The 26950-nt window shown below is 55.1% G+C and carries 25 protein-coding genes; 24 read left to right on the top strand and 1 reads right to left on the bottom strand.

Going from position 1 to position 26950, the window contains the following annotated elements; genetic code table 11:
* Positions 1-2 precede the first annotated feature (2 nt).
* The 11 genes from DFP98_RS11360 (at position 3) to murA (ending at position 12701) form a co-directional block, all read left to right on the top strand.
* Positions 3-1103: an NADH-quinone oxidoreductase subunit D gene (locus DFP98_RS11360; protein WP_116060704.1), complete on the top strand. Its 1101-nt coding sequence runs from the start codon at positions 3-5 to the stop codon at positions 1101-1103.
* Positions 1103-2110: an NADH-quinone oxidoreductase subunit NuoH gene (gene nuoH / locus DFP98_RS11355; RefSeq protein ID WP_116060703.1), complete on the top strand. Its 1008-nt coding sequence runs from the start codon at positions 1103-1105 to the stop codon at positions 2108-2110. The genes DFP98_RS11360 and nuoH overlap by 1 nt, the downstream gene beginning before the upstream one ends.
* A 13-nt stretch (positions 2111-2123) precedes the next feature.
* Positions 2124-2570 carry an NADH-quinone oxidoreductase subunit NuoI gene (gene nuoI / locus DFP98_RS11350; RefSeq protein WP_116060702.1) on the top strand — a complete coding sequence of 149 codons (447 nt, stop codon included), beginning with the start codon at positions 2124-2126 and terminating at the stop codon, positions 2568-2570.
* Between the two features lie 3 nt (positions 2571-2573).
* Positions 2574-3098 (top strand): NADH-quinone oxidoreductase subunit J, encoded by a 525-nt coding sequence (locus tag DFP98_RS11345; protein WP_116060701.1) that lies wholly within the window; start codon positions 2574-2576, stop codon positions 3096-3098.
* A gap of 2 nt (positions 3099-3100) precedes the next feature.
* Entirely contained in the window at positions 3101-3403 is a 303-nt protein-coding gene (gene nuoK / locus DFP98_RS11340) for an NADH-quinone oxidoreductase subunit NuoK (RefSeq protein ID WP_371822924.1), read from the top strand.
* Positions 3404-3407: 4 nt separating this feature from the next.
* The gene (gene nuoL, locus DFP98_RS11335; protein WP_116060699.1) at positions 3408-5276 is read left to right on the top strand and encodes an NADH-quinone oxidoreductase subunit L; all 1869 of its coding nucleotides are present in this window, start codon (positions 3408-3410) and stop codon (positions 5274-5276) included.
* Positions 5276-6874, top strand: a complete 1599-nt coding sequence (locus DFP98_RS11330; protein ID WP_116060698.1) for a complex I subunit 4 family protein — start codon at positions 5276-5278, stop codon at positions 6872-6874. The genes nuoL and DFP98_RS11330 overlap by 1 nt, the downstream gene beginning before the upstream one ends.
* Position 6875: 1 nt before the next feature.
* On the top strand, positions 6876-8405 hold the full coding sequence (locus DFP98_RS11325; protein WP_116060697.1) for an NADH-quinone oxidoreductase subunit N: 1530 nt from the start codon (positions 6876-6878) through the stop codon (positions 8403-8405).
* A 258-nt stretch (positions 8406-8663) separates the two neighbouring features.
* The gene (locus DFP98_RS11320) at positions 8664-10793 is read left to right on the top strand and encodes a S8 family serine peptidase (protein ID WP_220377081.1); all 2130 of its coding nucleotides are present in this window, start codon (positions 8664-8666) and stop codon (positions 10791-10793) included.
* 58 nt (positions 10794-10851) lie between these two features.
* Entirely contained in the window at positions 10852-11112 is a 261-nt protein-coding gene (locus DFP98_RS11315) for a DUF1146 family protein (RefSeq protein ID WP_116060695.1), read from the top strand.
* Between the two features lie 203 nt (positions 11113-11315).
* Entirely contained in the window at positions 11316-12701 is a 1386-nt protein-coding gene (gene murA / locus DFP98_RS11310; protein WP_116060694.1) for a UDP-N-acetylglucosamine 1-carboxyvinyltransferase, read from the top strand.
* 52 nt (positions 12702-12753) lie between these two features.
* Here murA and DFP98_RS11305 read toward each other — a convergent pair whose 3' ends face one another.
* Entirely contained in the window at positions 12754-13437 is a 684-nt protein-coding gene (locus DFP98_RS11305; protein WP_116060693.1) for a transposase, read from the bottom strand.
* Between the two features lie 926 nt (positions 13438-14363).
* Between DFP98_RS11305 and spoIID the strand changes: the two genes are divergently transcribed.
* The 13 genes from spoIID (at position 14364) to DFP98_RS11240 (ending at position 26719) form a co-directional block, all read left to right on the top strand.
* Positions 14364-15611 carry a stage II sporulation protein D gene (spoIID, locus tag DFP98_RS11295; protein ID WP_246016500.1) on the top strand — a complete coding sequence of 416 codons (1248 nt, stop codon included), beginning with the start codon at positions 14364-14366 and terminating at the stop codon, positions 15609-15611.
* A 125-nt stretch (positions 15612-15736) separates the two neighbouring features.
* Positions 15737-16468, top strand: a complete 732-nt coding sequence (locus tag DFP98_RS11290; RefSeq protein WP_116060691.1) for a M23 family metallopeptidase — start codon at positions 15737-15739, stop codon at positions 16466-16468.
* Between the two features lie 200 nt (positions 16469-16668).
* Positions 16669-17802, top strand: coding sequence for an HD-GYP domain-containing protein (locus DFP98_RS11285; RefSeq protein WP_116060690.1), 1134 nt, complete (start codon positions 16669-16671; stop codon positions 17800-17802).
* A 203-nt stretch (positions 17803-18005) separates the two neighbouring features.
* Positions 18006-18293, top strand: coding sequence for a sporulation transcriptional regulator SpoIIID (gene spoIIID / locus DFP98_RS11280; RefSeq protein ID WP_094047597.1), 288 nt, complete (start codon positions 18006-18008; stop codon positions 18291-18293).
* Between the two features lie 103 nt (positions 18294-18396).
* On the top strand, positions 18397-19395 hold the full coding sequence (gene mreB, locus DFP98_RS11275; RefSeq protein ID WP_116060689.1) for a rod shape-determining protein MreB: 999 nt from the start codon (positions 18397-18399) through the stop codon (positions 19393-19395).
* A gap of 63 nt (positions 19396-19458) precedes the next feature.
* The gene (locus DFP98_RS11270) at positions 19459-20322 is read left to right on the top strand and encodes a flagellar hook-basal body protein (RefSeq protein WP_116060688.1); all 864 of its coding nucleotides are present in this window, start codon (positions 19459-19461) and stop codon (positions 20320-20322) included.
* A 14-nt stretch (positions 20323-20336) separates the two neighbouring features.
* Positions 20337-21155 (top strand): flagellar hook-basal body protein, encoded by an 819-nt coding sequence (locus DFP98_RS11265; protein WP_116060687.1) that lies wholly within the window; start codon positions 20337-20339, stop codon positions 21153-21155.
* Positions 21156-21218: 63 nt separating this feature from the next.
* On the top strand, positions 21219-21452 hold the full coding sequence (locus DFP98_RS11260) for a DNA-directed RNA polymerase subunit beta (protein ID WP_116060686.1): 234 nt from the start codon (positions 21219-21221) through the stop codon (positions 21450-21452).
* 120 nt (positions 21453-21572) lie between these two features.
* Entirely contained in the window at positions 21573-22082 is a 510-nt protein-coding gene (locus DFP98_RS11255) for a CDP-alcohol phosphatidyltransferase family protein (RefSeq protein WP_116060685.1), read from the top strand.
* A gap of 3 nt (positions 22083-22085) precedes the next feature.
* Positions 22086-22250 carry a hypothetical protein gene (locus tag DFP98_RS39020; RefSeq protein ID WP_181917624.1) on the top strand — a complete coding sequence of 55 codons (165 nt, stop codon included), beginning with the start codon at positions 22086-22088 and terminating at the stop codon, positions 22248-22250.
* Positions 22251-22253: 3 nt separating this feature from the next.
* Positions 22254-22691: a 3-hydroxyacyl-ACP dehydratase FabZ gene (gene fabZ, locus DFP98_RS11250; RefSeq protein ID WP_116060684.1), complete on the top strand. Its 438-nt coding sequence runs from the start codon at positions 22254-22256 to the stop codon at positions 22689-22691.
* A gap of 18 nt (positions 22692-22709) precedes the next feature.
* On the top strand, positions 22710-24419 hold the full coding sequence (locus tag DFP98_RS11245) for a phospho-sugar mutase (protein ID WP_425455531.1): 1710 nt from the start codon (positions 22710-22712) through the stop codon (positions 24417-24419).
* A gap of 227 nt (positions 24420-24646) precedes the next feature.
* On the top strand, positions 24647-26719 hold the full coding sequence (locus DFP98_RS11240) for a DUF5693 family protein (RefSeq protein ID WP_116060682.1): 2073 nt from the start codon (positions 24647-24649) through the stop codon (positions 26717-26719).
* The last annotated feature ends 231 nt before the right edge of the window (positions 26720-26950 follow it).

Below are 26950 nucleotides of genomic sequence, written 5' to 3'. Positions count from 1 at the left end.
ACGTGATTCGTACTGAAGAGCTGCTGTTGAACGTAGGCCCGCAGCATCCGAGCACGCACGGCGTGTTTCGGATCATTGTTAAGCTGGATGGGGAAATCATCACGGAAGCGACTCCGGTCATGGGTTATTTGCATCGCGGTACGGAGAAGCTGGCGGAAGATTTGAATTTTACGCAGATCGTTCCTTACACGGATCGAATGGACTATGTATCCGCAATGACGAACAATTATGTTCTCTGTCATGCGGTGGAGAAAATGATGGGGCTGGAAATTCCGGAGCGAGCGGAGTTTATGCGTCTGATCGTGATGGAGCTGCAGCGAGTCGCCAGTCATTTGGTCTGGTGGGGTACTTATTTGCTGGACATCGGAGCCCTTAGTCCGTTCCTGTACGCCTTCAGCGACCGGGAACGCGTACTGGGGCTGTTCAATGAATTGTGCGGAGCGCGGCTGACGTACAATTACATGCGGGTCGGAGGCGTGAAGTGGGACGCGCCCGAGGGCTGGATCGATCGAGTGAAGACGTTCGTCAAGGATATGTACTTTCGGCTTGACGAGTATCACAATCTCGTTAGCGGCAACGAAATCTTTCTGTCGCGGGTAAAAGGAATCGGTCAATACGACGCGGAGACGGCGATCAGCTACGGTTTGTCGGGGGCGAACTTGAGGTGTACGGGCGTGCAGTGGGACCTGCGCAAAGCGGAGCCGTACAGCTTGTACGATCGGTTCAAGTTCGATGTCCCGGTAGGCAAGAACGGGGACTGCTACGATCGTTACTTGATTCGCATTGCGGAGATTGAACAGAGCTTGCGCATTCTCGAGCAGGCGCTGGAGCAGTTTCCGGGAGAAGGCGATACGATGGGCAAGGTGCCTCGGGCCATCCGTCCCCCCGCCGGAGAGATTTACGTCCGCATCGAATCGCCGCGCGGAGAGATCGGCTGCCACATCGTGTCCAAGGGCAAGGCGGAGCCGTATCGGCTGAAGTTCCGCAGACCTTCGTTCGTCAATTTGCAGATTCTGCCGAAGCTGCTCGTCGGCGAAAGCATGACGAACCTCGTTACGATTCTCGGCGGCATCGATATCGTGCTGGGGGAGGTTGACTGCTGATGCAACGCTTCTTGGATGAACCGTTAAGCTGGGGCAACGCGGCGATCTTCATTGCCGGGGGAATCGGCGTGCTCGCGGTCGTTATCGTGTTTGTTACGTATGCGATTTATTTCGAGCGCAAGGTCATCGGTTGGATGCAGTATCGCAAAGGGCCGAACCGGACAGGACCGCTCGGCTTGCTCCAGACGGTGGCCGACGTCGCCAAGCTGCTGCTGAAGGAAGATACGATCCCGCGCAAGGCGGATCGCGGACTGTTCATTTTGGCGCCGGTGCTGGCCTTCATTCCTTCGTTCCTGGTGCTTGCTTTCATTCCTTATTCGATGAATTTGCAGTTTGCGGACTTGAACGTCGGGTTCCTCTACTATATCGCGCTCTCCGGAATTACGACGATCGGAATCGTTATCGCCGGCTGGGCATCGAACAACAAATACTCGCTGCTGGGCGGCATGCGCTCCGCGGCGCAGATGATCAGCTATGAGGTGCCGCTAGTTATGTCGGTCGTCGGCGTCGTGATGATGACCGGAAGCTTGAACCTGCGGGAGATCGTGCTGGCGCAGAGCGGCTACTTCTGGCATTGGAACTTCCTGCCGCAAATTCTCGGCTTCGCGATCTTCGTTATCGCCGCGGTATCCGAGCTCAATCGTACGCCGTTTGACTTGCCGGAAGCGGAATCCGAGCTGGTCGCAGGCTACCACGTCGAGTACAGCGGTTTCCGCTTCGCGTTCTTCATGCTTTCGGAGTACATTTACGTGTATGCGATCGCCTGTCTGACGACGATTCTGTTCCTTGGCGGCTGGAACGCGCCGATTCCGCAGCTTGACTTCATTCCGGGATTAATCTGGTTTTTCCTGAAATTCGCTTTTATCGTCTTCTTCCTGTTCTGGATGCGGGCGACGTTTCCGCGGCTGCGCGTCGATCAGTTGATGGGCATGGCATGGAAGGTACTGCTGCCGCTGGCGATTCTCAATATTTTCTTGACGGCAATTGGCATAGAATTGATGGGATAGGGAGGCGGACGCCGTGAAAGGCATGCTCAAAGGACTAGGCGTGACCCTGAAAACGATGGGGACCAAAAAGCTGACGTACGCGTATCCCGACATCCCGATCCAGATGCCGGAAAGGTTCCGCGGGATTCAATACTTCGAGCCGGACAAGTGCATCGTCTGCAACCAGTGCGCGCGGATTTGTCCGACCGATTGCATTACGCTGACGGGCAAGCCGAATCCGGATCCGGAAAAGAAGGGCAAGGTCATCGATACGTTCGACGTCAATTTCGAAATCTGCATACTCTGCGACCTGTGCACGGAGGTATGCCCGACCGAGGCGATCGTCATGACGAATAATTTCGAACTGGCGGCTTACAGTCGGGACGAACTGTTCAAGGACAAACAGTGGCTGTTCGACAACAATACGAACGTTCGCCTGGACAACAACAACATCGGCTCTCCGAAAGGGGGCGCCAAATAACCGGTGTTCAACTTCAATATTGAATTTACGGGAGAATTCGTCGCGTTCTTCATATTGTCGGTGTGCGCGATCGTCGGAGCGGTGCTGGCGATCAATTTTACCAAGGTTGTGCATACGACGCTCTCGATTGCTTTCACGTTTATCTCGTTGGCCGGGTTGTATGTCGTGCTGGAGGCGGAATTTCTCGCTTTCGTGCAGGTGCTGCTATATGTAGGCGCGATTACGATCCTGATGATCTTCGGCATCATGATGACCAAGCACGACGGGGAAGGACGAGAGCCGGCAAGGCCGCTGTTGGAGACGCTGGCGGCCATCGGATGCATTTGCTTGTTCGGCATTCTGTTCTTCGGGATCCGCAATGCGACCTTTCAGGTCCCGACGGCTTTGGCGTCTGAAGACAATACGAGGGAAATCGGCATTCTGATGTTCACCCAATATGCGATTCCGTTCGAGCTGACTTCCGTTCTGCTGACGGTCGCCTTTATCGGAGCGATCGCTCTGGCGAAGAGAGAGGAGGACGCGGAATGAGCATGCTGTCCTCCTACTTAACGCTGGCGGCGGTTTTGTTCTGCATCGGGCTGTACGGCGTGCTGACGAAGCGCAACGCGATCATCGTGCTGCTTTCGATCGAGCTGATGCTTAACGCCGCGAACCTCAACCTGATCGCCTTCTCCAAATACGGAGTGCTCCCGTCGCTGACGGGACAAATCTTCTCCTTGTTCACCATCTCGGTCGCGGCGGCGGAAGCCGCGGTCGGCATCGCGATATTGATCGTCTTCTATCGCAGCCGCGCTACGGTGAACGTGGATGAATTCGACGAGTTGAGGAGGTAACTTTATGAGCACCTTCTTTACCGAATACGCTTGGCTGATTCCGCTGCTTCCGTTTGTCGCTTTTATCCTATTGACCGGAGCCGGAAAATCGTTAGGAAAAACCGGCGCCTGGATCGGTACGGTGGCTTCGTTCGCGTCCCTCGTATTGGCGTTATGTCTAGCTACGGAGAGAATGGCGAGCGACGCGCCGGAGTACAGCAAGCAATTCGAATGGATCACCATTGGCAAGCTGAAGCTGATGGCGGGCTTCGAAGTGACGAATCTGTCCACGCTGATGCTGGTCGTCGTTACGCTGGTGGCGTTCCTTGTGAATCTGTACTCGCAAGGATATATGAAGAAAGACGAGAGAATCTCGACTTTCTATGCCTATGTGGCGCTATTTACAAGCTCGATGCTGGGCTTGGTGCTGGCGGACAACCTTTTAACCTTCTACATTTTCTGGGAGCTGGTCGGCGTATGCTCCTTCCTGCTCGTCGGCTTCTGGTACCAGAAGCCGGAAGCTAAAGCAGCGGCGAAGAAAGCTTTTATCGTCACCCGGATCGGCGACTTGGGCTTGTTGATCGCCATTCTGCTGCTGTTCTGGTACATGCCGGGGCAGGCTTTGGATTTCACCTCGATCCATAACGTGTTCGATACTCAGGGAGGCGTCATCTCCACGGGTATTACGACGTTGATTGCGCTACTGATCTTCCTCGGAGCGGTCGGCAAGTCCGGCCAATTCCCGCTGCACGTCTGGCTTCCGGACGCGATGGAAGGTCCGACGCCGATCAGCGCCTTGATCCATGCGGCGACGATGGTCGCAGCCGGCGTCTTCCTCGTGGCTCGCACCTTCGATATTTTCGAAGCGTCGCAGGTGGCGATGAATACGGTGGCGATTATCGGCGCGTTCACAGCGATCTTCGCGGCGACGATCGGTTTGGCGCAGAACGATATTAAGCGGATTCTCGCTTTCTCGACGGTTAGCCAGCTTGGCTACATGATGCTGGCGCTAGGCGTCGGCTCTGTTACGGGTGCGATGTTCCACCTGTTTACGCACGCATTTTTCAAGGCATTGCTGTTCCTTGGAGCCGGCAGCGTCATTCATAGCGTACATACACAGGACATTCGGGAGATGGGCGGCCTCGGCGGCAAAATGAAGATCACGGCCTGGACGTTCGGCATCGGCGCGCTCGCCTTGTCGGGAATTCCTCCGCTGTCGGGCTTCTGGTCAAAAGACGCGATTCTGACCGTTGCTCTGGATAAGCAGCCGATTTTGTTCATTGTTGCCTTGGTCGCCGCATTCTTCACCGCACTCTATATGGCAAGGCTATTCTTCCTCGTCTTCGCGGGCAAGCCCAAGGAGGGTCAAGCGGCCAAGGAGTCTTCCTCCGTTATGACCATACCGTTGATCGTGCTGGCTGTGCTGGCAGTTGTCTCCGGTTTCGTGGAGACGCCGTTTAACGGTTGGCTGGGCGGTTGGCTGCTCGGAGGGGAAGCGGAGCACCATGTCAGCGGTCTCGTGATGATCGTATCTGCGGCCGTCGGATTGCTCGGCATCTACATCGGATGGTTGATGTACGCCAAAGGCACGATTCGAAGGGATGCCGTCTCCTCCCGCGTTCCGGGACTTGTTAAATTGCTTGAGCGCAAATATTACATCGATGAGCTCTATCAGGCCGTATTCGTCAGGCCGCTTTATGGACTTGGCAAGCTGCTCGAGCTGTTCGACGAATATGTGATCGACGGTCTTGTCCGGCTGTCCGGCCATGCGGTCGGCGCGGTCGGCAGACTGAATTCCAGGCTGCAGAGCGGGCAAGTTCAAGCTTACGCGCTGGCCGCCGTGATCGGCATCGTGATTCTGATGGTCGCGCTCGCCGGAAGGAGGTTCTGGTAATGCTGGAGGACCTGCCGGTTCTGTCTCTGATTACATTCGCGCCGCTCCTTGGCGCACTTGTCGTGCTCTTGCTGCCTAGCGGCAAAAACAGTTGGATACGCGGAACCGCCATTGTGTTTACGCTCATTCCGCTTCTGTTGACTCTATGGCTGTTCGCTTCCTACAATCCTTCCGTGGGGGGAGCGGCATACTCCGAGCAAATGGAGTGGCTGGCGATTCCGCTGAATGTCGAGGCTTTCAACGGGGTTGAGTCTCTAAAACTGAGCTTTGAGTACCATCTGGCCGTAGACGGCATCTCGCTGCCGTTGCTTCTGCTAACGAGTATCGTCTCGACGATGGCTGCTCTCGCTTCTGTGCATATCCGTAAACGCTGGAAAACGTACTATTTTCTATTTTTGCTGCTGCTGACGGGAATATACGGCGTTTTTCTGGCGCGGGACCTGGTCCTATTCTTTATTTTCTTCGAAGTGACGCTTATTCCGATGTTTTTCCTGATTGGCATTTGGGGTTATTACGGGCGGGAGAGGGCTGCGACTCGTTTCCTAGTCTATAATGGGCTGGGGTCGACCGCGATGCTGTTCGCCTTTTTGATCCTGATTGCCACTCTGGGCTTCGGTTCAACCGACAATGTCAATTTCTTTTTCTCCGGCAACTACGATATCCTGCTTGGCAACTTGCAGGATGGGGGGGCATTTGCCAACAACGCAATGAATCCGGTATGGTTCCTGTCGGATAACATGCGCTGGGCGGCGTTCATCTTGCTCCTCGTTGCCTTCGGAATCAAGGTGCCGATCTTCCCGTTCCATACGTGGATGCTGAAGGTGCATGTCGAAGCTCCGCCGGCGGTCGTCATGATCCACTCCGGCATTTTGCTGAAGATGGGCGTATACGGGTTGATTCGCTTTGCGCTGGGCCTGTTCCCGGAGCAGGCGAGCTCTTGGACGACGGTGCTGGCTGTACTCGGCGTTATCAACATTTTGTACGGGGCGGTTCTGGCTTGCGTGCAGAATGAGTTCAGGCTGGTATTGGCTTACTCGAGTATCAGCCATATGGGCATCGTATTGCTGGGTATCGCTTCTTTGGAGGAGGTTGGCCTGCAAGGGGCGATCTTCCAATCGGTGTCGCACGGTTTGATCTCGGCGCTGTTCTTCCTGATCGTCGGCAATATTTACGAACGAACGGGAACGACGGAGCTGGGCAAGCTGGGCGGATTGGCCAAAGCGATGCCGTTCACATCCGGCATTTTGCTGTTGACGGGACTTGCTTCGCTTGGGCTTCCGGGATTGTCGGGCTTCGTCGGAGAATTCCTGTCTTTCCTGGGGCTGTTCGGTTCGATGAAGGTTCTGACCGCTATCGGCGTGCTGGGAGTTCTGCTGGCGGCGATATACGTGCTGCGAAGCGTGCTGAACATCACCTACGGGGCGTTGAATGAGAAGTACGCCGAGCTGAAAGACGCCCGATTCATCGAAGCGCTGCCGATGGTCGCGCTATCCGCGCTAATCGTCTTGCTGGGCGTATACCCATCCCTGCTGACCGATCTGATGCAGAACGGCTTCGGCGCATTGCTGGAACAATTACAGACAAGGGTGGGGGGTTAACATGGAAACTAAGCTCGCTTTGACTTTGAGCGATTTGTGGTACGTGACCCCCGAACTGATTTTAACCGGATTTGCCGTGCTCCTGACGCTGCTGGATCTGGTGTTGCCCCGAAGGGCAAGCCAGTATGTCGTCGGGTGGCTTACGCTTGTCGGCCTGCTGGTCTCGGGAGTGTTCGTCGTCTTGCTCATGAGCGATCTGACGAGAACCGATTCGGGCGTCGTTGAGCTATTGGCGGGAAGCTACCGTGTCGACGACTTCGGCAATCTTTTGAAGCTGGTCTTCTTGGGGGCGTCTGCGTTTATCGTTTTCTCGTCGCTCGGAGCGGTCAAGGACGAGGATGTTCCGATCAAGAGCGAGATGTACTCGCTCGTGCTTCCGGCGACGCTCGGCGCGATGGTCATGTCCTCATCCGGAGATTTGATTACGTTGTTTGTCGGCCTGGAGCTGCTCAGCATCACATCGTATATTTTGGTAGGTGTGAGGAAGAAAAACAAGCTGTCCAGCGAAGCGGCGTTTAAGTATTTCGTTACAGGGGGAACGGCGTCTGCGTTTATTTTGTACGGGATGTCCTTCCTGTACGGAATTACGGGATCGACGAACGTTGCACAGATTCGCGTCAACCTCGGCTCTGCGATTGAGAATTCGGAGGCGCTGCTGTACATCAGCTTCTTCCTGATGCTGGCTGGCTTCGCGGCGAAGCTGGCACTGGCGCCGTTTCATGCCTGGTCGCCTGATGTGTATCAGGGCGCCCCGACACCGGTAACGACGTTCCTGGCGGTTGTCGCCAAAGGCGCCGCTTTTGCGATGCTGTATCGGATTTTCATCAATTCGGCGAATCTCGTTCCCGCCGGCGAATCGTTCCTGCAGCAGGACGTTTTCCTCGGGCTCGGCATTCTTGCCGCCGCGGCGATGATCGTAGGTACGGCGGGAGCGCTGCGCCAGCGCAACTTCAAGCGACTGCTTGCGCTGTCCGGCGTAGCTAACGCCGGTATTCTGCTAACCCCTCTGGCGCTTGGGTTCGCGGATATTCATACTTCGATGTTCTCGGAATTTATCTATTATCTGGTGGCTTACGCCTTTATGAATATCGGAGCGTTTACGGTTCTTCTAATCGTGACGCGCGATTCCGGCAATGAAACGGTATCGGGCTTTGCGGGATTGTATCATCGGGCGCCTTGGACGGCCGGGGCTATGACCGTGCTGCTGTGCTCGTTGGCCGGCTTGCCGATAACCGGCGGCTTCTTCGGAAAACTGTTCATATTATTCAGTACCATTCAGACGAAGACATACTGGTTGGCGGCGATTATGCTCGTCACGACAATTGTGTCCTATGCGGTTTATTTTTCGATCATTCGTCAGATGTATATGAGAAGCGGAGCGACGGATTCGAGACTGAAGCTGACGGTTCCGGCGACGATTACGATCTGGCTATGTACTGCAGCGACATTGGTACTTGGGTTTCTGCCCGTGCCGATTCTTAATTGGATCAACGATCTGTTCTCTATACCGGTCGATTTTCTGGTGCGTTGAGATTATTAAGCATAAAGGCTTAGGAATAAACCGTCGGGACGATTCGTCTCGGCGGTTTTACATTTTTGTGACAAATTGCGACCTTAGTCCCCATTTTGTCGCCAGAAGCAGGGAAACAGGGCTTGAAAATCGAAATTAAGAAGAATGCAACATGGGTAATAAAGAATATGCGTCGTTGTCGGAGAATTCATTCAGAAATTTGTCAGGCGGCGCAGCTACAATAGAATGCATGCGAGGGCGAAAGGCGGCGGAGGCGAGATGAATAAGGGCGGGAAACAGTTTAGCACGATCATGCTAACGTTCGTACCTGGCAGTCGAGCCGCGATTTCGACATTATCCGTCGTTCTTCTGAGCACTGCTGTCCTAATCCCTCCCCGGTTAGCGGACGATTGGGGGAGCATGCAGCGGGTGCCTGCCGTTCATGCCCAAGCCATCGGCACAACGGATATGATCAGGAACGCTCCGCATCTTGCGCCGCCGCTGCCCGAATTTATTAGGACGATCGGCATAGAGGATGCCTGGGCGCTGTTAGACAAAGACGTCACGGCAACGATTGCGATTATCGATACGGGGATCGATTTTAATCGTCCCGAGTTGAAGCCTTATTTGCTGCCCGGAATCAATCTCGTCAATACCCGTAAATCCGCCCAGGACGATAATGGTCATGGGACGGCAGTCGCAGGCATTATTGCGGCGGCGGCGCAAGCGGGGGAGGCTTCTCCGGCCCGGGGCAGATGGAAGGGCAAGCTTATGCCTATTAAGGCGCTTGACCAGTTTGGTGCGGGCAACGAGGAGAAGTTGACGCAGGGCATTCGTCATGCGGTTAATCAAGGGGCGGATATTATCGTGATGTCCCTGGGCCTTCGACGCGATGCACAGAGCTTGCGCGAAGCGGTCGCATACGCTGAAAGCCGCGGGGTGCTGCTTGTCGCCGCAAGCGGCAACGATGCGGCGATCTTCGGGGACAAAGCTGCCGTACAGTATCCGGCGGCGTATCCTTCCGTTATTTCCGTTGCGGGCATTGACAACAAAAGGACGGTTGCCGGGTCGACCTCCGGGCCGGAGAACGACATCGGAGCGGCATGGAACGTACAGACGATGGCGATCGGCGGCGGAGAAATCGAAATGGAAGGCACGTCCATGGCAGCGCCGCAAGTTGCTATCGTTGCGGCGCTGCTGAGAGCGGCTCATCCGGAATGGGAGCCGCTGCGAATTCGCGAGACGCTGCGTAGAACGGCGACTCCGCTGAATGTGCTTAAGCCGTGGACTCCGAATACCGGCTACGGCCTCTTATCGGCCTCCAAAGCGCTGCTGGCCGATGAAACGATCGATTGGCGGGAGCCCAACAACATGAGATCGCAAGCTGCCGTGCTGCCGCTTGGCAAAGAGGTGTTCGGAAGCTGGGATGGAAAAGCAGATGCCGATTGGTTTGTGTTCGAAGCAAAGTACGACGGGGTGTTTATTCTATCGGGCGATTCCGGTCGGTTCACGCTGTACGATGCTAACGGCAAGCTGATCAAGTCGAGTTCTTCCGAGCCGGCATCCAAGGACAAGCTTATGCAGTGGCCCGTAAAAGCAGGTCGCAATTGGCTGCTTGCGCAAATGCCCGAGAATTCGAAAGAGGAAACGCAGAATTATCGACTCGTTTCGGGTTTTGCAATGCTGCCTGACGCCAATGAGCCTAACGATACGTCTGCATCGGCTGCTACGCTTCCTGCCCGAAGCCAGAAATGGAACGGATCGTTTCATAGTCGGGGGGATGTCGATTGGTTTGTCGTAACGCTTCCCAAGCCGGGCAGTCTCAAGCTAACGCTGACTCCGGACACGACGCGAATCGATCCGGAGCTGCGGATTTACCCGGCCGGAGGCAAAATGATCCTCGTCGATGAGCGCGGCGACGGCGGCATTGAGTACGGAACGATTAACAATGCCAAGGCGGGCAAGTATTATTTTCGTATTTCCAATGCGGTATCGTCGAATCCCGAAGCAGTAATCGGGACATATGCCGTCTCGCTGGAATACATTACCGAGAAGGAGGATTTATACGAACCGAACGAGAGCGCGCTAGCTTCGACGCCGCTCGTTCTGGGCAAGACGTATAACGCTCTGATCCAATCGGATAAGGATGAAGACTGGTACCGCTTCGAACTGGCCAAAGACGCAAAAGTGAAGCTCGATGTTACGAATATTCCGTCGTCGTTGGCTGTGAACGTTGAATTACGGGGTAAAAAGCTGCAAAGGCTAGGCAAATGGACCGGCGGGAAGGAACAGAAGACGACCGGCGGAGAAATAAAGCTGTCGCCAGGCACATATTATGTTCAGATGACTGCGGACGGGTATGATCGCAGCCAATATTACGGACTTAAGATTCAAACGGTAAGCGAGTAGCGGGGGGAAGGCTCGAATCGGCGCGACATAGCTGCGATTAGGGCGGAAGGAGCAGGTTATGGGGAATGATTCAGGGTTGTTCGAGTTGGCGGGATGGAACGGGCTGTTTTCAATATTTGTCACTTTGGGCTGCGTTGTCATCGCCTGGATCGTTCTGCAGGAAATCAGATGGGATAAAATTGCGCGAGATCCGCGCGGGCCGAAGGTTCGAATGCTGCACTTGCTGGCTGCGATCGGGCTGGGGCATCTCGTTTCCCGGTTCGTGTTGGATTATTGGAGTTGGGTAGGTACCCTTAAATGGCTATTTGGCGGCGGTTAGTTCCTTATGATTGGGCAATAATATACAAACCCAAGCATTCGTTCATTTGAGCTCGAAAGAAGTCGAATGACGGCTGATTGCCCCAAAAAATGCCGCTTGTGTCAATGTTGCTGAAAGTGGTATGATAAAATTTGGGTTTTTCGGAGTCGGGTATATTTGCCAGTGCTTCGGAATGAATCTATTACGCGCGGAGGGAACCACCCATGAGCAAAATCATCGTCCGCGGCGGACGTACCCTGAAGGGAACTGTCCGCGTGCACGGCGCTAAAAATTCCGTCCTTCCGATCCTGGCCGCTTCTTTGTTGGCGGAGCAAGGATCAAGCGTCATTCATGACGTTCCCGCCTTGGACGATGTCACTAATATCCTTCAGGTGCTCGCGGCTTTGGGGGTTTACGCGCAGCATCAAGACGATAGCGTAAAACTGAACGCGGAGTCGCTAACTTCGTGGGAAGCGCCTTATGAGCTGGTCAGAAAAATGCGCGCTTCGTTCTTGGTCATGGGGCCCTTGTTGGCTCGCGTGGGCAAGGTGCGGATATCGTTGCCTGGCGGCTGCGCCATCGGCACGCGTCCGATTGACCAGCATCTGAAGGGCTTCGAAGCGATGGGAGCGGAAATCGGCTTCGGCCAAGGCTCCATCGAAGCAACTGTAAACGGAAAATTGCGCGGGGCAAGAATTTATCTGGATATCGCAAGCGTTGGCGCTACTGAGAATATTATGATGGCGGCAGCGACTGCGGACGGAACGACGATTATAGAAAATGCGGCCAAAGAACCGGAAATCGTGGATCTTGCCAACTTCTTGAATGCGATGGGGGCTAAAGTTCGCGGCGCCGGCACCGGCATTATTCGAATTGAAGGCGTGGAACGGCTTCATGCGGCCGAGCACCAGGTTATTCCCGATCGGGTTGAGGCCGGTACGTATATGATCGCCGCTGCGATTACGGGCGGAGACGTGTATGTAGACGGAGCGATTCGCGATCACCTTGGTCCGATCATCGCCAAGCTGGAAGAAATGGGCGTTCAAGTCGAGTGCGACGAGAACGGCATACGAGTATGCGCGTTGAAGCCGCTTCGGGCCGTTGATGTGAAAACTTTGCCTTACCCGGGCTTCCCGACCGATATGCAGGCTCAGATGATGACGCTTCTGCTGGTTGCGGACGGCACGAGTATCGTGACGGAAACGGTGTTCGAAAACCGCTTCATGCATGTCGACGAGCTGATCAAGATGGGCGCCGAAATTAAAGTGGACGGACGCACGGCGATTGTTACGGGCGGCACGAAGCTCTCCGGAGCTAGCGTGTGCGCGACGGATCTCCGGGCCGGCGCGGCTCTGATTTGCGCCGCCTTGGCGGCAGACGGCAACACGGAGGTTGGCGGTCTGCACCATATTGAGCGCGGTTATGTGAATATCGTTAACAAGCTGGCAGGGCTTGGAGCGGAAATTTATCGCGCGCCTTCCCCTGAAGATGTTATTAAGGAATCGGAAAAAGCGGCTCTGCAGCCGGACAACTTGATGAAGCAGTTCGAACAGCGCGCCGCGGCGTCGGCGGAAGTGGTTATTCGCAACATACAACCGACGTTGGCTTAATTTGGCCGCGTTTCGGGAAACGCATGGATGAACGCGTTCTTATACTTAGCCGTTATTGAAAGCAACGCCCCTGGACCGTCTGGTTCGGGGGCTGTTTTTTGTTTTCGCGCAGCATCCCGTATTCGTTGAGTGAGTAGATCGTTGTGCATGCGCTGATAATCAGCTTGCTAAGCGCTGCTACTGCGTTGTGGGCGTTGTTGCTGCGGAATCGATACTCGTAGTAATAATATAGCCGATTCCATTTGGATACACGCCGCCCGTAATACTTGCGAATGAAGGTGCGGGACTTCCTGTACAACATCAGCAAGGCTCGACGCACGATCGGCTGTTGGGCTGTTCGTTTCTCGCGGTTCCAGAAATCAAGCATCGGCGTGCGCTCGGATCTATGCATGGCATGCCGAATCTTAAGGAGCAGCCTCTCTGCCGTCCGTTGTTGAATTTGCAGCGTCCGGGCGAGTCTGCGGGCGGAGCAGCGCTGGCCTGAAGCAACCCAATAGAGGGCGACCATCCAATAGCGCAAAGGCAGCTTCGTGCGATGCATCAGCGTATTGGATGTAATGGAGGTTTGCGTTTTGCAATTGGCGCATTCGTAGACGTTCCGGGTTTTGATCAAACAGTACCGCATCTCTCCGCACTTGGTGCAAATAAATCCCCTCGGCCAGCGAACGGCAAACAAATGGTTGCGACAAGACTGCTCGTCCGGAAACAACGCCATAAACTTACGAATGGACGCCATTTTTTCCTCCTTGCTCCGGTGGGAACGGGTGTTCTTTTCTTTATTTTAACGAACATTTGTTCCTGTTTCAAGATGTTTTTTTAATTAAATCAGAAAAAAATTTCCTTATATTTGCTTTTGTTGCGTGCAATGTGTCTCGAATTTGGCTTACCTGAGTAAATGGCAGATAGAAGAGGCGGGAATCGGAGGGGGTTTGGTGAGAGGGGAGCAACGGGTGTTCAGAGAGGAGTACACGAGATGAGATAAAGAGAAGGCCAGGAAGGGGAGCGGTGTAGAGGAGGAATAAGGAGAGGAGTGGAGGAGAGATTTGAGGGAAGAGTGCAGGAGATGAGATTAAGGGAGGGGGCCGGAGAAGGTAAGATGAGAGGTGTGGAAGAGTTCTGAGGGGGGAAGAGATGAGATTGAATGGAGGCGCAGGGAGCGCGGGAAACGGTTTGGTGAGAGCAGGGAGAGAGGAGTTCGGAGAAAGGGCAAGGGATGAGATTAGGGGAGGGTCAGGAGAATGTAAGGTGAGAAGTGTGGGAGAGAAGTTCGGAGAGGGGCAAGAGATGAGATTGAAGGGAGGTGTAGGGGAGCGCAGGAGAGGGATTGGTGTGGGAAGGAGTTCGGAGAGGGGGCAAGAGATGAGATTGAGAAGGGGGCAGGTGCGGATTTCGGGTATCTGCAGATCACTCAGGTGAGGCGAAAAGGAGAGACATTGAATTTGCACCGAAGCAAGGACGCTAGAAACTTCATAAATATGCTGAGGAAGCTCCGGATAGGTAATAGGAGGCAGACCCAGGCTGAGGCTGGGGGCGAGGTCGAGGCCAAGACCGAAGTTCTACCCTCTCGCACTCTCGCATAGTTTGGAAGCATCGGTTGATAGCGGAGAGCCGAGAGTTCGACGTGACGAAGCACGACCGGGCGGAGGTGGACGAGTGAGAAAAATGGCATACGGACGGAGAGGCCGGGCGCGCGCGGGGGAAGTTTCTTGGACGGTTATCGGCGTGGCATATGGATTGGGGGTTATAATCGCGATCTTAATGTGGGCGTCGATTCATAGCGGTGCCGGCAGTGCGATGGGACAAGCTTTTCAACAAGTGGAGGAAAGTAGGGCGGTAGAGAAGGGAGAGGTCAAAGGGCAGGCAGTAGAAAAGGTAGGGGGAGAAGCAGAAGCAGAAGCAGAAGCAAAAGCAGAAGGAGAAGGTTCGGCTGTAGAGAAAGGGGAGGCCCAGAGTCGGGAAAAGACGGGAAGTGGGGCTGACGGGACTGGCGGAAATAGCGGGGCTGGGGGCGCTGGCGGTGCTTTCGTTCTCGATCGGAAAGGCGAGGAGGGGCGGCGGGAGGCGTTGCCTAGTATCTCTGTATTTTTGACGGAGGAGGGAAAGGTAGAGACTGTGCCGCTCGAGACGTATGTAGAGGGAGTGGTGGCGGCGGAGATGCCGCTGATGTTCCGTTCGGCAGCGCTTGAAGCACAGGCGGTAGCGGCGCGGACGTATGCGATTCGTAGGCTGTGGCTGGGCGAGCATGCGGGAAGCGACGCAAAGGAAGCGGATGTGACGGATACCCAGGAGCATCAGGCTTATTTGTCCTTGACGGAGATGAAGCGGTTGAAGGAGGACGACAGAGAGGGATGGGAGAAGGTTCGGGACGCCGTGGCCGCTACGAAAGGCCGAATTCTCGTATACGAGGGCGAGCCGATTGAAGCCCTTTTCTTCTCGACAAGCAACGGGTATACGGAAAATTCGGAGGATGTGTTTTCGGTCAGCCGGCCGTACTTGAGGTCTGTGGAGAGTCCATGGGATCAAGCGATTTCCGATAGAGCAAAACAGACGGTGGAGATGGAGCTGACTGAGTTTTACGAGCTGCTGGGGGTAAAAACGGCTCCGGCGGCAGGAGGGGCTTTATCGACGGATCTTATTCGGGTGTTGGAACGGACGGCGGGACGAAGGGTGAAAACGCTGTTGGCCGGGGATAAGCGGCTTAAAGGGACGGAGGTTAGGCAGCTGCTAGGGTTGCGCTCGGCTTCCTTCGAATGGAAGGCAGAGCGCGGCATGGCGGTGCTGACCGTCTATGGATACGGTCACGGCGTAGGAATGAGCCAGTGGGGAGCGGAAGGGATGGCGCGGGCCGGGGATGACGCATCGCATATTCTGGCACACTATTATAAAGGGGCCAAGCTAGCAAGCTTCTAAGCTTGCGATTGCGGCCAGTAAACGTCTATAGACAAGGTAGAGCTCTAAAAATTGTAATCTTCCAAAGAAATCAGGTATAAAACTTCTTCACCTGGTAACAATGGCTTACTGAGGTGATGATAATCATGAATGAAGGAAACAAAACGCCACGCAAAATCGAAGAATCCCACAAGTCGATTGCGGGCACGTCTCCAGCTGTCAGGCCTACCGGATGGAAGAAATTTCTCTCCAAGCGCTGGGTTTTCCCTGCAGCGTACATGGCCGCGGCAGCAATTATCGTAACGATTCTCTGGCTGAACACGGGCAAGGATCAGCAAGATCCAGCCATTCCCGGTCAAGCAGAAGTCGCGAGCGAAGCCGCCACTAGCGGTCAGGAAAGTCCGGAAGCGTCAGCCGTTCTCGCAAATGGAGAATCGCTTCGCTGGCCGGTAGAGAAGATCGAAGACATGACTACGCTGATGCCTTTCTATGATGCTGCGGCATCCGAGGAAGAGCGCGTAGCCGCCATGGTCGAGTACCAGAACACGTTCACGCCGCATATGGCGACCGACTTGTCCCGTCAAGACGGAGAGTCGTTCGATGTTCTGGCGGCATTGAGCGGTACGGTCAAAGTCGCTTCCCAATCGCCGACCAACGGCTATGAGGTGCAAATCGAGCACCCGAACGGGTTGGTGACCGTCTATCAAAGCCTCACGGATCTGAAAGTGAAAGCCGGAGACGAAGTTGAGCAAGGAGATGCCATCGGAGCGGCGGGCCACAGCGAGCTTGAGCCGGGCGAGGGCGCTCACGTTCACTTCGAAGTTCGGGAGAACGGCGTATCCGTCAACCCGAATGCGTTGATCAAGTCGGAGAAATAATCGCGCAGCAAAAATGCTAGACTGAAGTAGGAATGGCTATAGGCGGAGGATTGAGATTGGCGCAAGCCGGTCTTGATCCTCTGTTTGTTTTTGCGGGAAGAGTTCTCGACAAGAAACGGGCGGATATGTGATAATTTTGCAATAGCGAGAGGGTAGAGAAACGATGGCAGAAATCCGATGATTCGAAGGGGAGTACAAGGATGAGGATCGTGGCTACCGCGGAACTGAAACCTGGCGACGTGCTGGAGAAAGCGGTGTTGAACCATAGCGGCATCGTTATGCTGGAGGCGGGCTCCGTGCTTACGGAGCATTATATCGAGAGGCTGAAGGCGCTCAGAATCAAATACGTGCATTTATCCAACGGGTCCGGCCAAACCGGCGGGGAGCTAGGCAGGAAGCGCGGCGAAGCCGTGATTGCAGCGTGGGAACGTCCCGACATCGCGGCAATGAAAAATGACGACAGGCCCCGCAAGGAAGCGGGGAGGATCATCGGCGAGTTCGTAAACCGCGGTTTGATGATGGAGCAGATCGTCCTGCCGTTCCCGGAGGCGAATTTTCGTCAGACCTTTCGCGATATCGTTCTGGAGATTTCGCGGCAGCCTGCGCTTGCGGAGGAATTGGGCATTCTGCTGCAGACGGATCGGATCTTATTCGAGCATGCATTAAACGTGACGTTATGCTCGAGCATTATGGGAATCTCGCGCGGGTTGGACAAGTCGCAGATGTACGAGCTGGCGACGGGCGCATTGTTTTGCGATATCGGCATGACGAGGCTGCCCGTGGATTTTACTAAAGTGAATCGGAAATTAAACGAGTCGGAGCAGCAGATTTTGCGTCAGCACACGAGCGAAGGCTACCGGGTATTGAAGGGGATGAAGGAGATTCCTTCGCTTTCCGCGCAGTGCGCCCTGCTGCATCACGAACGTTATCGCGGCTCGGGTTACCCGCTCGGCATGATGAACGATAAAATTCCGGAATATGCGCAGATCGTTGCAATCGCGGACGTGTATAACGCATTGGGCTCTCCGCGGCATCACCGGAACGCTTATGGACCGGCGGAGGCGATTGAATATTTGTCGGCTTCGGGCAATTACGATTTCGATTGGGAGCTGATCCGCTCGTTCCTCAGTCATGTCATTATCTATCCGGTCTCGACCAGGGTGAAGCTGAGCAGCGGGCAGCTTGCGACGGTTGTGGAGACGTCCGGCCGCCCGATTCAAAGACCGCAAGTCCAAGTGTTCCGCGAGAGCGACGGAAGGGACATCATTGTTCCCTATACGTTGGAGTTGCAGTCCCATACGAATGTCGTAATTGTTGGCAAAGCTGACAATTAACCATACCTACATGTCCCAAAGACGGAGAGGGGAAGTCCCCCTTCGTCTTTTTTTATAGGGCTAAAGATTCAGCTTTTCGGCCGTCAGACCCATATTTTCCGTCAAAAAAGGGACTTTCCTAGCCTGTCAGGCTTGGCAATCTAGAATAAGTGACCGCGCCCCTCATATACTGTACCAATCTATTTCAGCAGGGAGGCGGGAGCGTGCACGATTATATCAAGGAACGCACGATCAAGATTGGCCGCTGCATTGTGGAGACGCGCAATACGGTTCGTACGATTGCCAAGGAATTCGGCGTCTCCAAAAGCACGGTGCATAAAGACCTGACAGAGCGGCTGCCGGAGATCAACCCGGATTTGGCTGACCAGGTCAAGCACATCCTTGAGTATCATAAGTCGATCCGGCACCTTAGAGGAGGAGAAGCGACTAAAATCAAGTACAAGAAGACGACCGTCAAGAAACGGGAGGTTATGACAGCCGGAAAAGCATAATTTTGCTAATGATGTCGAATGAAAAGAAGGATTTGCCGCGCATGCATCGAATATTATACTATTACAATATCGACACTCCATTTTGGCGAGGGATAAAAGACGCATGTTTAGCAAAGACATCGGCATCGACCTGGGTACGGCGAACGTATCCATTCATGTAAAAGGCAGGGGAGTCGTGCTCGACGAGCCTTCCGTGGTTGCGCTGGAAACCGATACGCGCAAGGTAGTAGCGGTGGGAGAAGAAGCCCATCGGATGGTTGGACGTACACCGGGAAATATCGTTGCTATTCGGCCTCTTAAGGATGGCGTCATTGCCGACTTCGAAGTGACGGATATGATGCTGAAGGCGTTTATCCAACGGGTCGGAGGAAAAAATTGGTACAGCAGGCCCCGCATTCTGATCTGCGCCCCTACGAACATTACGTCGGTGGAGCAGAAGGCGATTCGGGAAGCGGCAGAGAGAAGCGGCGCTAAAGAAGTGTTCCTCGAAGAGGAAGCGAAGGCGGCCGCGATCGGAGCGGGGATGGATATTTTCCAGCCCAGCGGCAATATGGTAGTCGACATAGGCGGAGGTACGACGGATGTCGCTGTTCTATCCATGGGCGACGTCGTAACCGCCTCTTCTCTTAAAGTCGCGGGGGACAAGTTCGACGCCGCGATTATGAGATACATAAAGAACAAGTATAAGCTGTTGATCGGCGAACGGACGAGCGAGGATATCAAGATCAAGATCGGCACCGTGTATATGAACGGCCGCCGGGAAGAGATGGATATCCGCGGCAGGGATATGGTATCCGGTCTGCCGCTCACCGTTACGATCTATTCGGACGAGGTTCGAGAAGCGCTGTGGGAGCCGATCATGTCGATTGTCGCATCGACCAAAACGGTGCTGGAGCGTACGCCTCCGGAGCTGTCCGCGGACATTATCGACCGCGGAGTCATTCTGACCGGAGGCGGCGCGCTGCTGGACGGACTGGACGCGCTGCTCGCGGAGGAGATCAAGGTTCCGGTGCTGATCGCGGAGGAGCCCAAGCATTGCGTCGTGAAGGGCACCGGAATTATGCTCGATCATTTGGATAAGATGACCCGCAGGCTAGGGTAAGCTTAAGAGCGCCCTGGAGGATGCAAGCAACCGGATCCAGCATACGCAAGGAGGACAGGCTCCATGTTAAGAGGGCTCTATACGGCCGCATCGGGAATGATCGCCCAGCAACGGCGGCACGACGTGATCACGAACAACATTGCAAATATCAATACGGTCGGCTTCAAGGGCGGCAATGCGGTCAATCGCACGTTTCCGGAAGCGCTCGTCTACGCGATGGGCGGATCGGACCCGTCTGCTAACAAGGTAGGCAAAATGAGCATGGGCGTATTCTCCGAGGAGAATCTGCTGAGCATGGCGCAGGGCGACCTTAAGGAAACCTACCGGAATCAGGATTTGGCGCTCGTATCGGATATTTTTGTGGACGGCGTCAACTTCGACGCATCCGGCAAGTCCGTGGACGCGAACGGGCAAATTACGTATCAGCCTCAGGCGTTCTTCGCCGTGAACGTTGCGGGACAGGAGCGCTATACGCGCGACGGCAGCTTTAAGACTACGCAGGACGGCACGTTGGTCACATCGGACGGGTACCCGGTAACGGGAGCGGACGGACAGCCGATCGTTTTGGGACAGTCGTGGGAGAATATCGCCGTAACGGCGGACGGGCGGCTCGTAAATGCCGAGACTCGCGGGGCGCTTCCGGGCAATCCGCAGCTTCGCATTATGCGTGTGGACAATCCGAATCTGCTCGTTCGCGAAGGCGACGGCCGCTTCCGTTATGCAGGTGAAGCGAACGGCCTGCGTCAGATGGAAGCGGGGGACCAAGTCGAGGTGCGGCAAGGCTTCCTGGAACGCTCCAACGTGGACACGACGCAGGCCGCTATCGATCTGATGGCCGCCCTTCGAGCGTACGAGGCGAATCAGAAGGTCATTCAGACATATGACCGCAGCTTGGACAAAGCCGTTAACGAAATTGGCAGAGTGTAGGAGGAGCAAGCTGAATGAACACTTCCATGATTACCGCATCCGTATCGATGGGGTCGCTGCAGCAGAAGCTGGACATGCTCGCCGACAACTTCGCCAACGTCAATACGGCTGGCTACAAACGCAAGACGGCCGTATTCGAGGACATTTTGACGAGCGTCAATAACCAGTTGAACGATTTCAACCAGCCGGGAAGAAAATCTCCGCTCGGTCTCGTCGAAGGCTGGGGAACGCGGCTGATGCAAATCCATACGGATATGACCCAAGGCTCCCTTCTGGAAACCGGCATCATGACGGACGTTGCGATCGAGGGCAACGGTTTGTTCGAGGTTCAGACCGTTGACGGGGCTCGCGCTTTTACGCGGCACGGCCCGTTCCAACTGCTTCCCGACGGGCAGGACCAGCGGGTTCTGGTGACGAATACCGGCCAGCAGGTTATCGGAGCCGGGAATCAACCGGTTCGCGTGCCGAACGGTTACGATCTGCAGATCGCCGCTGACGGAACTTTGACGGCCGTTGCCGCCGACGGCATCGCGTCGGTCGGACTGGGCCGGCTGAAAGTGGTTGAGCTCACTAACGCCGAGCTGCTTCGGACGCTGGCCGACAATCTGTACGGCATTCCGGACGGAGTCGATCCAAACGGCGTCGTTCGGGAGCCCGGCGATATCAACGCGGCCGGCATTGCGGTTCGCCAAGGCTTCATAGAGCAATCCAACGTGAATATGGCGGACGAGATGAGCGATTTAATGATGGTGCAACGCGCGTACCAGCTTAGCGCCAGGGCGTTGTCCTCCAGCGAACAGATGATGGGGATGGCAAACAACCTGCGCGCTTAATGCGAAGCGGATTGAAAGCGGCCAGACAGCCGCGCCGTTGCTCGTCGAAGGAGACGACATTTCATGAAAGCACCTTCCCGTTCAAACGGCAAGAGCAAACCTTCCTTTGGCAGGATAATTGCCCGGGTCGTTTGGATGAGCATAAAGTTATTGATTATACCGGTTCTATGCGTTGCCGCGCTTATCGTCGGACTCGCAATCGGATTTTCCGTCCTTGGGGATAAGCCTGTATCGGAAGTATTCGACATTAAAACCTGGAAGCATATGTATGATCTCGTGTTCGCGGAAGGCGGCTGACGCGAGTCTGCGCTTTGCAACCGGGACTGCAGCTCCCCGGCTATAGCTCGGGGAGTTTTCATTTGTAGAGGTGAGCGTTATAATGATGGGGAACTTGAGAGAGACGGGAGGAACGCGGGAATGAACGTGCCAAATCTGCTTACGATGTCCCGCTTCGTGCTAATTCCCGTTTTTTTGGTGCTGTACTTCGAAGGCTGTGCGCTTGCGGCGCTGCTCACGCTGTTGCTGGCCGGATTTACCGATTTTCTCGACGGCTATCTCGCCCGAAAGAACGGACAAGTTACCGTCACGGGCAGCATGCTGGACCCGTTGGCCGACAAGTTGATGATGCTGTCCGTCATTCTCTCGCTGCTGATTAAGAGCGTGCTTCCTTTAAGCGCTTTTATCGCGATGGCTTTCCGGGAGCTGGGGATGATCGTCGGCTCGGCTGTTTTTTATTTCCGCGGTTTTAAGACGGTTCCGGCAAATGGAGTAGGCAAGGCGACAACGATTATTTACTATCTTGCGATTACGCTGCTGATGCTAGAGCTGCCGGGAGGCGTCCCGGTACTGTGGGGAGGAATTGCGCTGTCGTTCATCGCTTCGTTCATTTATTTTATGAAATTCAGAAAAATAAACGGAGTGTCCTGAGGCGTGCGCAAGAAAACCAAGAAACCCGCCGTCGGATTGGACATCGCCAAGCGACAGCGGGCAGCCTATATCAACCTCGGCTGCTGCAGCTCGCCGGAGGGATGCCTGTATTATTCGCCGTCAGGCGAAGGCTTATGCGTAAGAAACTCGAATATTCAGGAGGAATAGCCCATGCTCGATATCGTACAAATTCAGGAATTGATTCCGCATCGCCCGCCTTTTCTGCTCGTTGACCGGATTTTGGAGCTTGAGCCGGGCAAGAGAGCGGTCGGTCTCAAAAACGTGACGATGAACGAACCGTATTTTGTCGGGCATTTTCCGGGTTATCCGGTTATGCCGGGAGTGTTGATCGTCGAAGCGCTGGCTCAAGTCGGTACGGTGGCTATGCTGGCTTTGGAGGAGAACCGGGGCAAGCTGGGCTTTTTCGCCGGCATCGACGGATTCCGTTTCCGCGAGCAGGTTAAGCCGGGAGATACGCTGACGCTGGAGCTGGAAGTAACGCGCCTGAAAGGGCCGATCGGCAAAGGACGCGGCGTCGCTCGCGTAGGCGACAAAGTCGTGGCCGAGGGAGAGCTGATGTTCGCGCTGTCCGATCCGTCTAAAGGCTAATAATAGAAAGGGTGGGGTATGATGTCCGCAATTAATCCATTGGAATTATATGAGGGATGGTTAAAAGACGTCAACATCGATGAGCAGACGAAAGAGGAGCTCAGAGGCATTGCCGGACAAGCCGGGGAAATCGAGGATCGTTTCTACCGGGAGCTGGAATTCGGCACCGGCGGGCTGCGCGGCGTTATGGGAGCCGGAACGAACCGGATGAATCGTTACGTGATCGGCAAGGCGACGCAAGGCTTCGCGAACTTCCTGCTCGGACAATCCTCGTCCCCTTCGGTCGTCATTGCGCACGACTCTCGTCGCAATTCCGATGTCTTCTCGTTGGAAGCGGCATGCGTACTGGCGGCCAACGGAATTCGTACTTATTTGTTTCGTTCCTTGCGTCCGACTCCGCAGCTGTCGTTTGCGGTCCGCGATCTTGGCGCGACGGGCGGCGTAGTCGTCACGGCCAGTCATAACCCGCCGGAATATAACGGATATAAAGTATACGGCGCGGACGGCGGTCAGTTGATTCCCGATCAAGCGGAACAGGTGATTGGCGAGATTCGGGCGATCGCTTCGTTCGATCAGGTGAAGAGATTGTCCCGCGAGGAAGCAGAGGCGCAAGGGCTGCTCGTCTGGCTGGACGATGCGGCGGATCAGCGTTTTGTGGATGCGGTGGCGGCGCAGGTCGTGCAGCCTGAGCTAATTCGCGGCGGAGCCGGAGCGGAGCTGGGCATTGTGTTCACGCCGCTGCACGGCGCGGGCAACGTGCCGATTCAGCGCGTACTGGCGCAGACCGGCTTCACCAAGGTAAGCGTCGTGCGCGAGCAGGAGCAGCCGGACGGCATGTTCCCGACGGTCAAATCGCCGAACCCGGAAGAGCAGGAGGCTTTTACGCTGGCGATTAAGCTGGCGGGAGAGGTCGGAGCCGATCTCATTATCGGTACGGACCCGGATTGCGACCGGATGGGCGCAGTCGTGAAGAACGACAAAGGCGAATTTGTCGTGCTAACGGGCAATCAGTCAGGCGCACTTATGGTTCATTATTTATTGTCTGTTTTGAAAGCTAAGGACAAGCTACCTGCAAACGGCGCGGTCATCAAGACGATTGTGACGAGCGAGATGGGGGCCGACATTGCCGCTTCTTACGGCTGTAAGGTGTTCAGTACGCTGACGGGCTTCAAATATATTGGAGAGCTGATGACGAAGTTCGAAAAGGACGGCTCTCATGAGTTTCTTTTCGGATACGAGGAAAGCTATGGATACTTAACGGGAACTTACGCGCGGGACAAGGATGCGGTAGTCGCTTCCTTGTTGATTAGCGAGGCGGCCGCTTATTATAAGTCCCAAGGTAAGACGCTGTACGACGTGCTGCTGGAGCTGTACGCGCAATACGGTACGTATTTGGAGAAGCTGGAGTCGCGCACGCTTAAAGGCAAGGACGGCGTGGAGAAGATCGGCGCGATCATGAACGACTGGCGCAACGCTCCTCCGCAGGAGATTGCGGGCGTTCGCGTATCGCAGATGCTCGATTACTCGCAGGGCCTCGACGGACTGCCGGCCGAGAACGTGCTGAAGTTCCTGCTGGAGGACAATTCGTGGTTCTGCCTTCGTCCTTCGGGCACGGAGCCGAAGATCAAAGTTTATTTTGCGGTTCGCGGTCAGGGCCTCGGGGAAGCTTCCGCTTCTCTTCAGAAGCTGGCGGCTTCCGTGATGGCGCGCGTCGACTCGTTAGGATAGATCAAAAGTGGATTTTTTGAATTACCGTTCAGATGAAAGTTCAAAAAGTCCGGTTTTCAGCACCGAGAAGGTTGAACGAAACTAGGAACTGAGGAACGGAGTGTAGGCGAACCTACATGAGTACCGGAAGGTCCGGTTGAGTTCAAGATTCGACGTCGAATAGGCTCCTCGGAAATACATCGTGATCAAAAGTGGATTTTTTGAATTACCTTTAAGGAGTGACTGTTGTGCCTCAGTGGGTGAATAGATTGAATACAATAATGGCGAAATGGCTCTGGTGGGTCGTGCTGCTCGGCGTTATAGCGTCGCTGCCGGTCGTCTACGCAAGGGAGCAGACTGAGCAGTCCGCCAATGAGGTCGCAATCGTCATGGATTATCGTGACTTGCTGCAAGTTTCGAATACGCAAGTCGATCCTCGGCGTTTTGTGGAGGAACAGATTGGACTGCTGAAGGATGCCGGAGTCAACGGAATGGTCGTGTTCGAGAGCACGCTGGAGGAGCTGAGCTGGGCGGGCGAGGTGAATGTATACAACGCTACGCAAGCCGCGCTGCTCGAAGGTCGCGTCTCGCCTCCTGATGACAATGGCACGTACGTCGTGTTTAACCGTCCGGAGCATGAAGCGACGTTCCGTCCGATCATTGAGTGGGCGTTCCGGCACCATGGGGCGGAAGTGACAAGTTGGTCCGTTAAGGGACAAGCCGGCGTGCGTATAAGCATGGGCTACGATGATGCAATCCTGCGGCCGATGCAGCCGAATCCGCTTGCGATCAAGTCGCTGAGCGAAGCCGGCTTCCTCGTTATTCCGAGGCTGTCCGACCGTTTTGACCCGTTCGATCAGACGGAAGTGGCCAGATGGCTCGATAGCTATCAAGAGCTTGGAATCGACCGTATCGTATTCGACGGCGAGGCCGTTACCGGGTTTGCGGATGACGACGAGAAACACAAGGGCATTACGTTTTTCGCCGGAGAACTGAAGGAACATGGAATCGGAGTGGCTATTTTCGAAAACTTGCGCATCCCGCAGAAAGGGATGTCCAAGCTGGCCAATCTGCTCGGTTACAATGCGATTCGCGCGCATTCCGTCAGCGAGGCGGAAATGTCGGTGATCAAAAAGCCCGTGCTGGAAGACAGGCTCGTGCTGGCAGTTAAGGATCGCAACATTCGTTTGCTCTATCTAAACGCGATTACAGTTCGCGATTCAACCAAAGGGCAAGTCACGCATCCGCTGCAAAATATCGTGGACGTGCTGAAAGGCGAGAAAGACGATGACGGCAATACGGTCAGCGTCGGCGTCGTGAAGCAATTGCACGATTTCGGCTTCGAGATCGGATCGCCGAAGGCGTTCCAGATTGAGCATGCTCCTGCCGAAATGGCGCTGCGCGGAGTTGCAATGCTCGGCGCAATTGCGCTTGTAGCGCTGACGATCGGTCTGTTCCTGCCGTCGCTGCTCGTTCCTTCTCTGGTCGCGGGGGCGGTCGGAGGAGCAGGACTGTATGTGCTTAGCTCGACGTTGATGGTGCAGGCGCTAGCTTTGATGGCGGGGATTGCCGCTCCGACGGCGGCTGTCGTCCTGCTCGTCAAGCGCATTCGAGTGCTCCGCGACAGCGGGGAGGATCGGAAGATGTCGTCGCTGCACAGACTGGGCGGAGCGCTGCTGCTATTCGTCAGAACGACGATTTTGTCGTTGGCGGCTGTGCCTTTCGTTGTCGCGCTGCTCAACCATATCTCCTACAGTCTGGTGCTGCAGCAATTCCGCGGCGTTAGCGCGCTGCATCTTGTGCCTATCGGACTTGTGGCGCTGTACGTGTTCTTGTACGGCTCCGGCAATACGGTAATCGGCAATGCCAGGAAGATTCTGTCTATGCCGCTCACGGTGCTGTGGATCGCAGGCGTAGGCGTACTTGCTGTGGTGGGCTATTACTATTTGTCCCGTACGGGCAATAGCGGACAGGTGACGGGCATCGAGAAGGAATTCCGCTCGCTGATGGAAAATACGTTTGGCGTGCGACCGCGGATCAAGGAGTTTATGTTCGGTCATCCGCTGTTCTTTGCCGGCATTTTTATCGCGCTTCGCTATCGTTGGGGCATGGTGCTGCTGGTCGTAGGCACGATCGCGCAGTTGTCGATGGTGGATACGTTCGCTCATATTCATACGCCGCTGCTGTTATCGTTTATTCGCGTGCTGCTCGGACTGGGAATCGGCCTGCTGCTGGGATTCGTAGCAATTGCAGTGTGGCAGGTGCTGGAACGTTTATGGCAGCGTTGGGGTAAAAAGGTATTAGGAGATGCAGGGCAATAGTCCATGTGCAGCCCTGTGGCGATATTGAAAAGGAAGAGGGGCCCGAGTCTAATCGGGCTCCTCTTGTCGTAAGAAGTCGGCTAAATTTAAGCTCTGTGAGAAAAATGAAAATTTTTTTGTGGAAATGGGCTGCGGGTATGGTGTAACGTTACTGTATAAGTAGGGTGCAAGATACAGTAAGGCACAAGAGGAGTGCTGCATTAGATAAGTAAGGTGCCGGCGAGTAAAGCG

Origin of the sequence: Cohnella phaseoli (assembly GCF_003386235.1) — a bacterium.
Taxonomy (GTDB): Bacteria; Bacillota; Bacilli; order Paenibacillales; family Paenibacillaceae; genus Cohnella; species Cohnella phaseoli.
The sequence above is the reverse complement of the archived record's forward strand: the minus strand, read 5'-3'. Positions and strand labels throughout refer to the sequence as shown.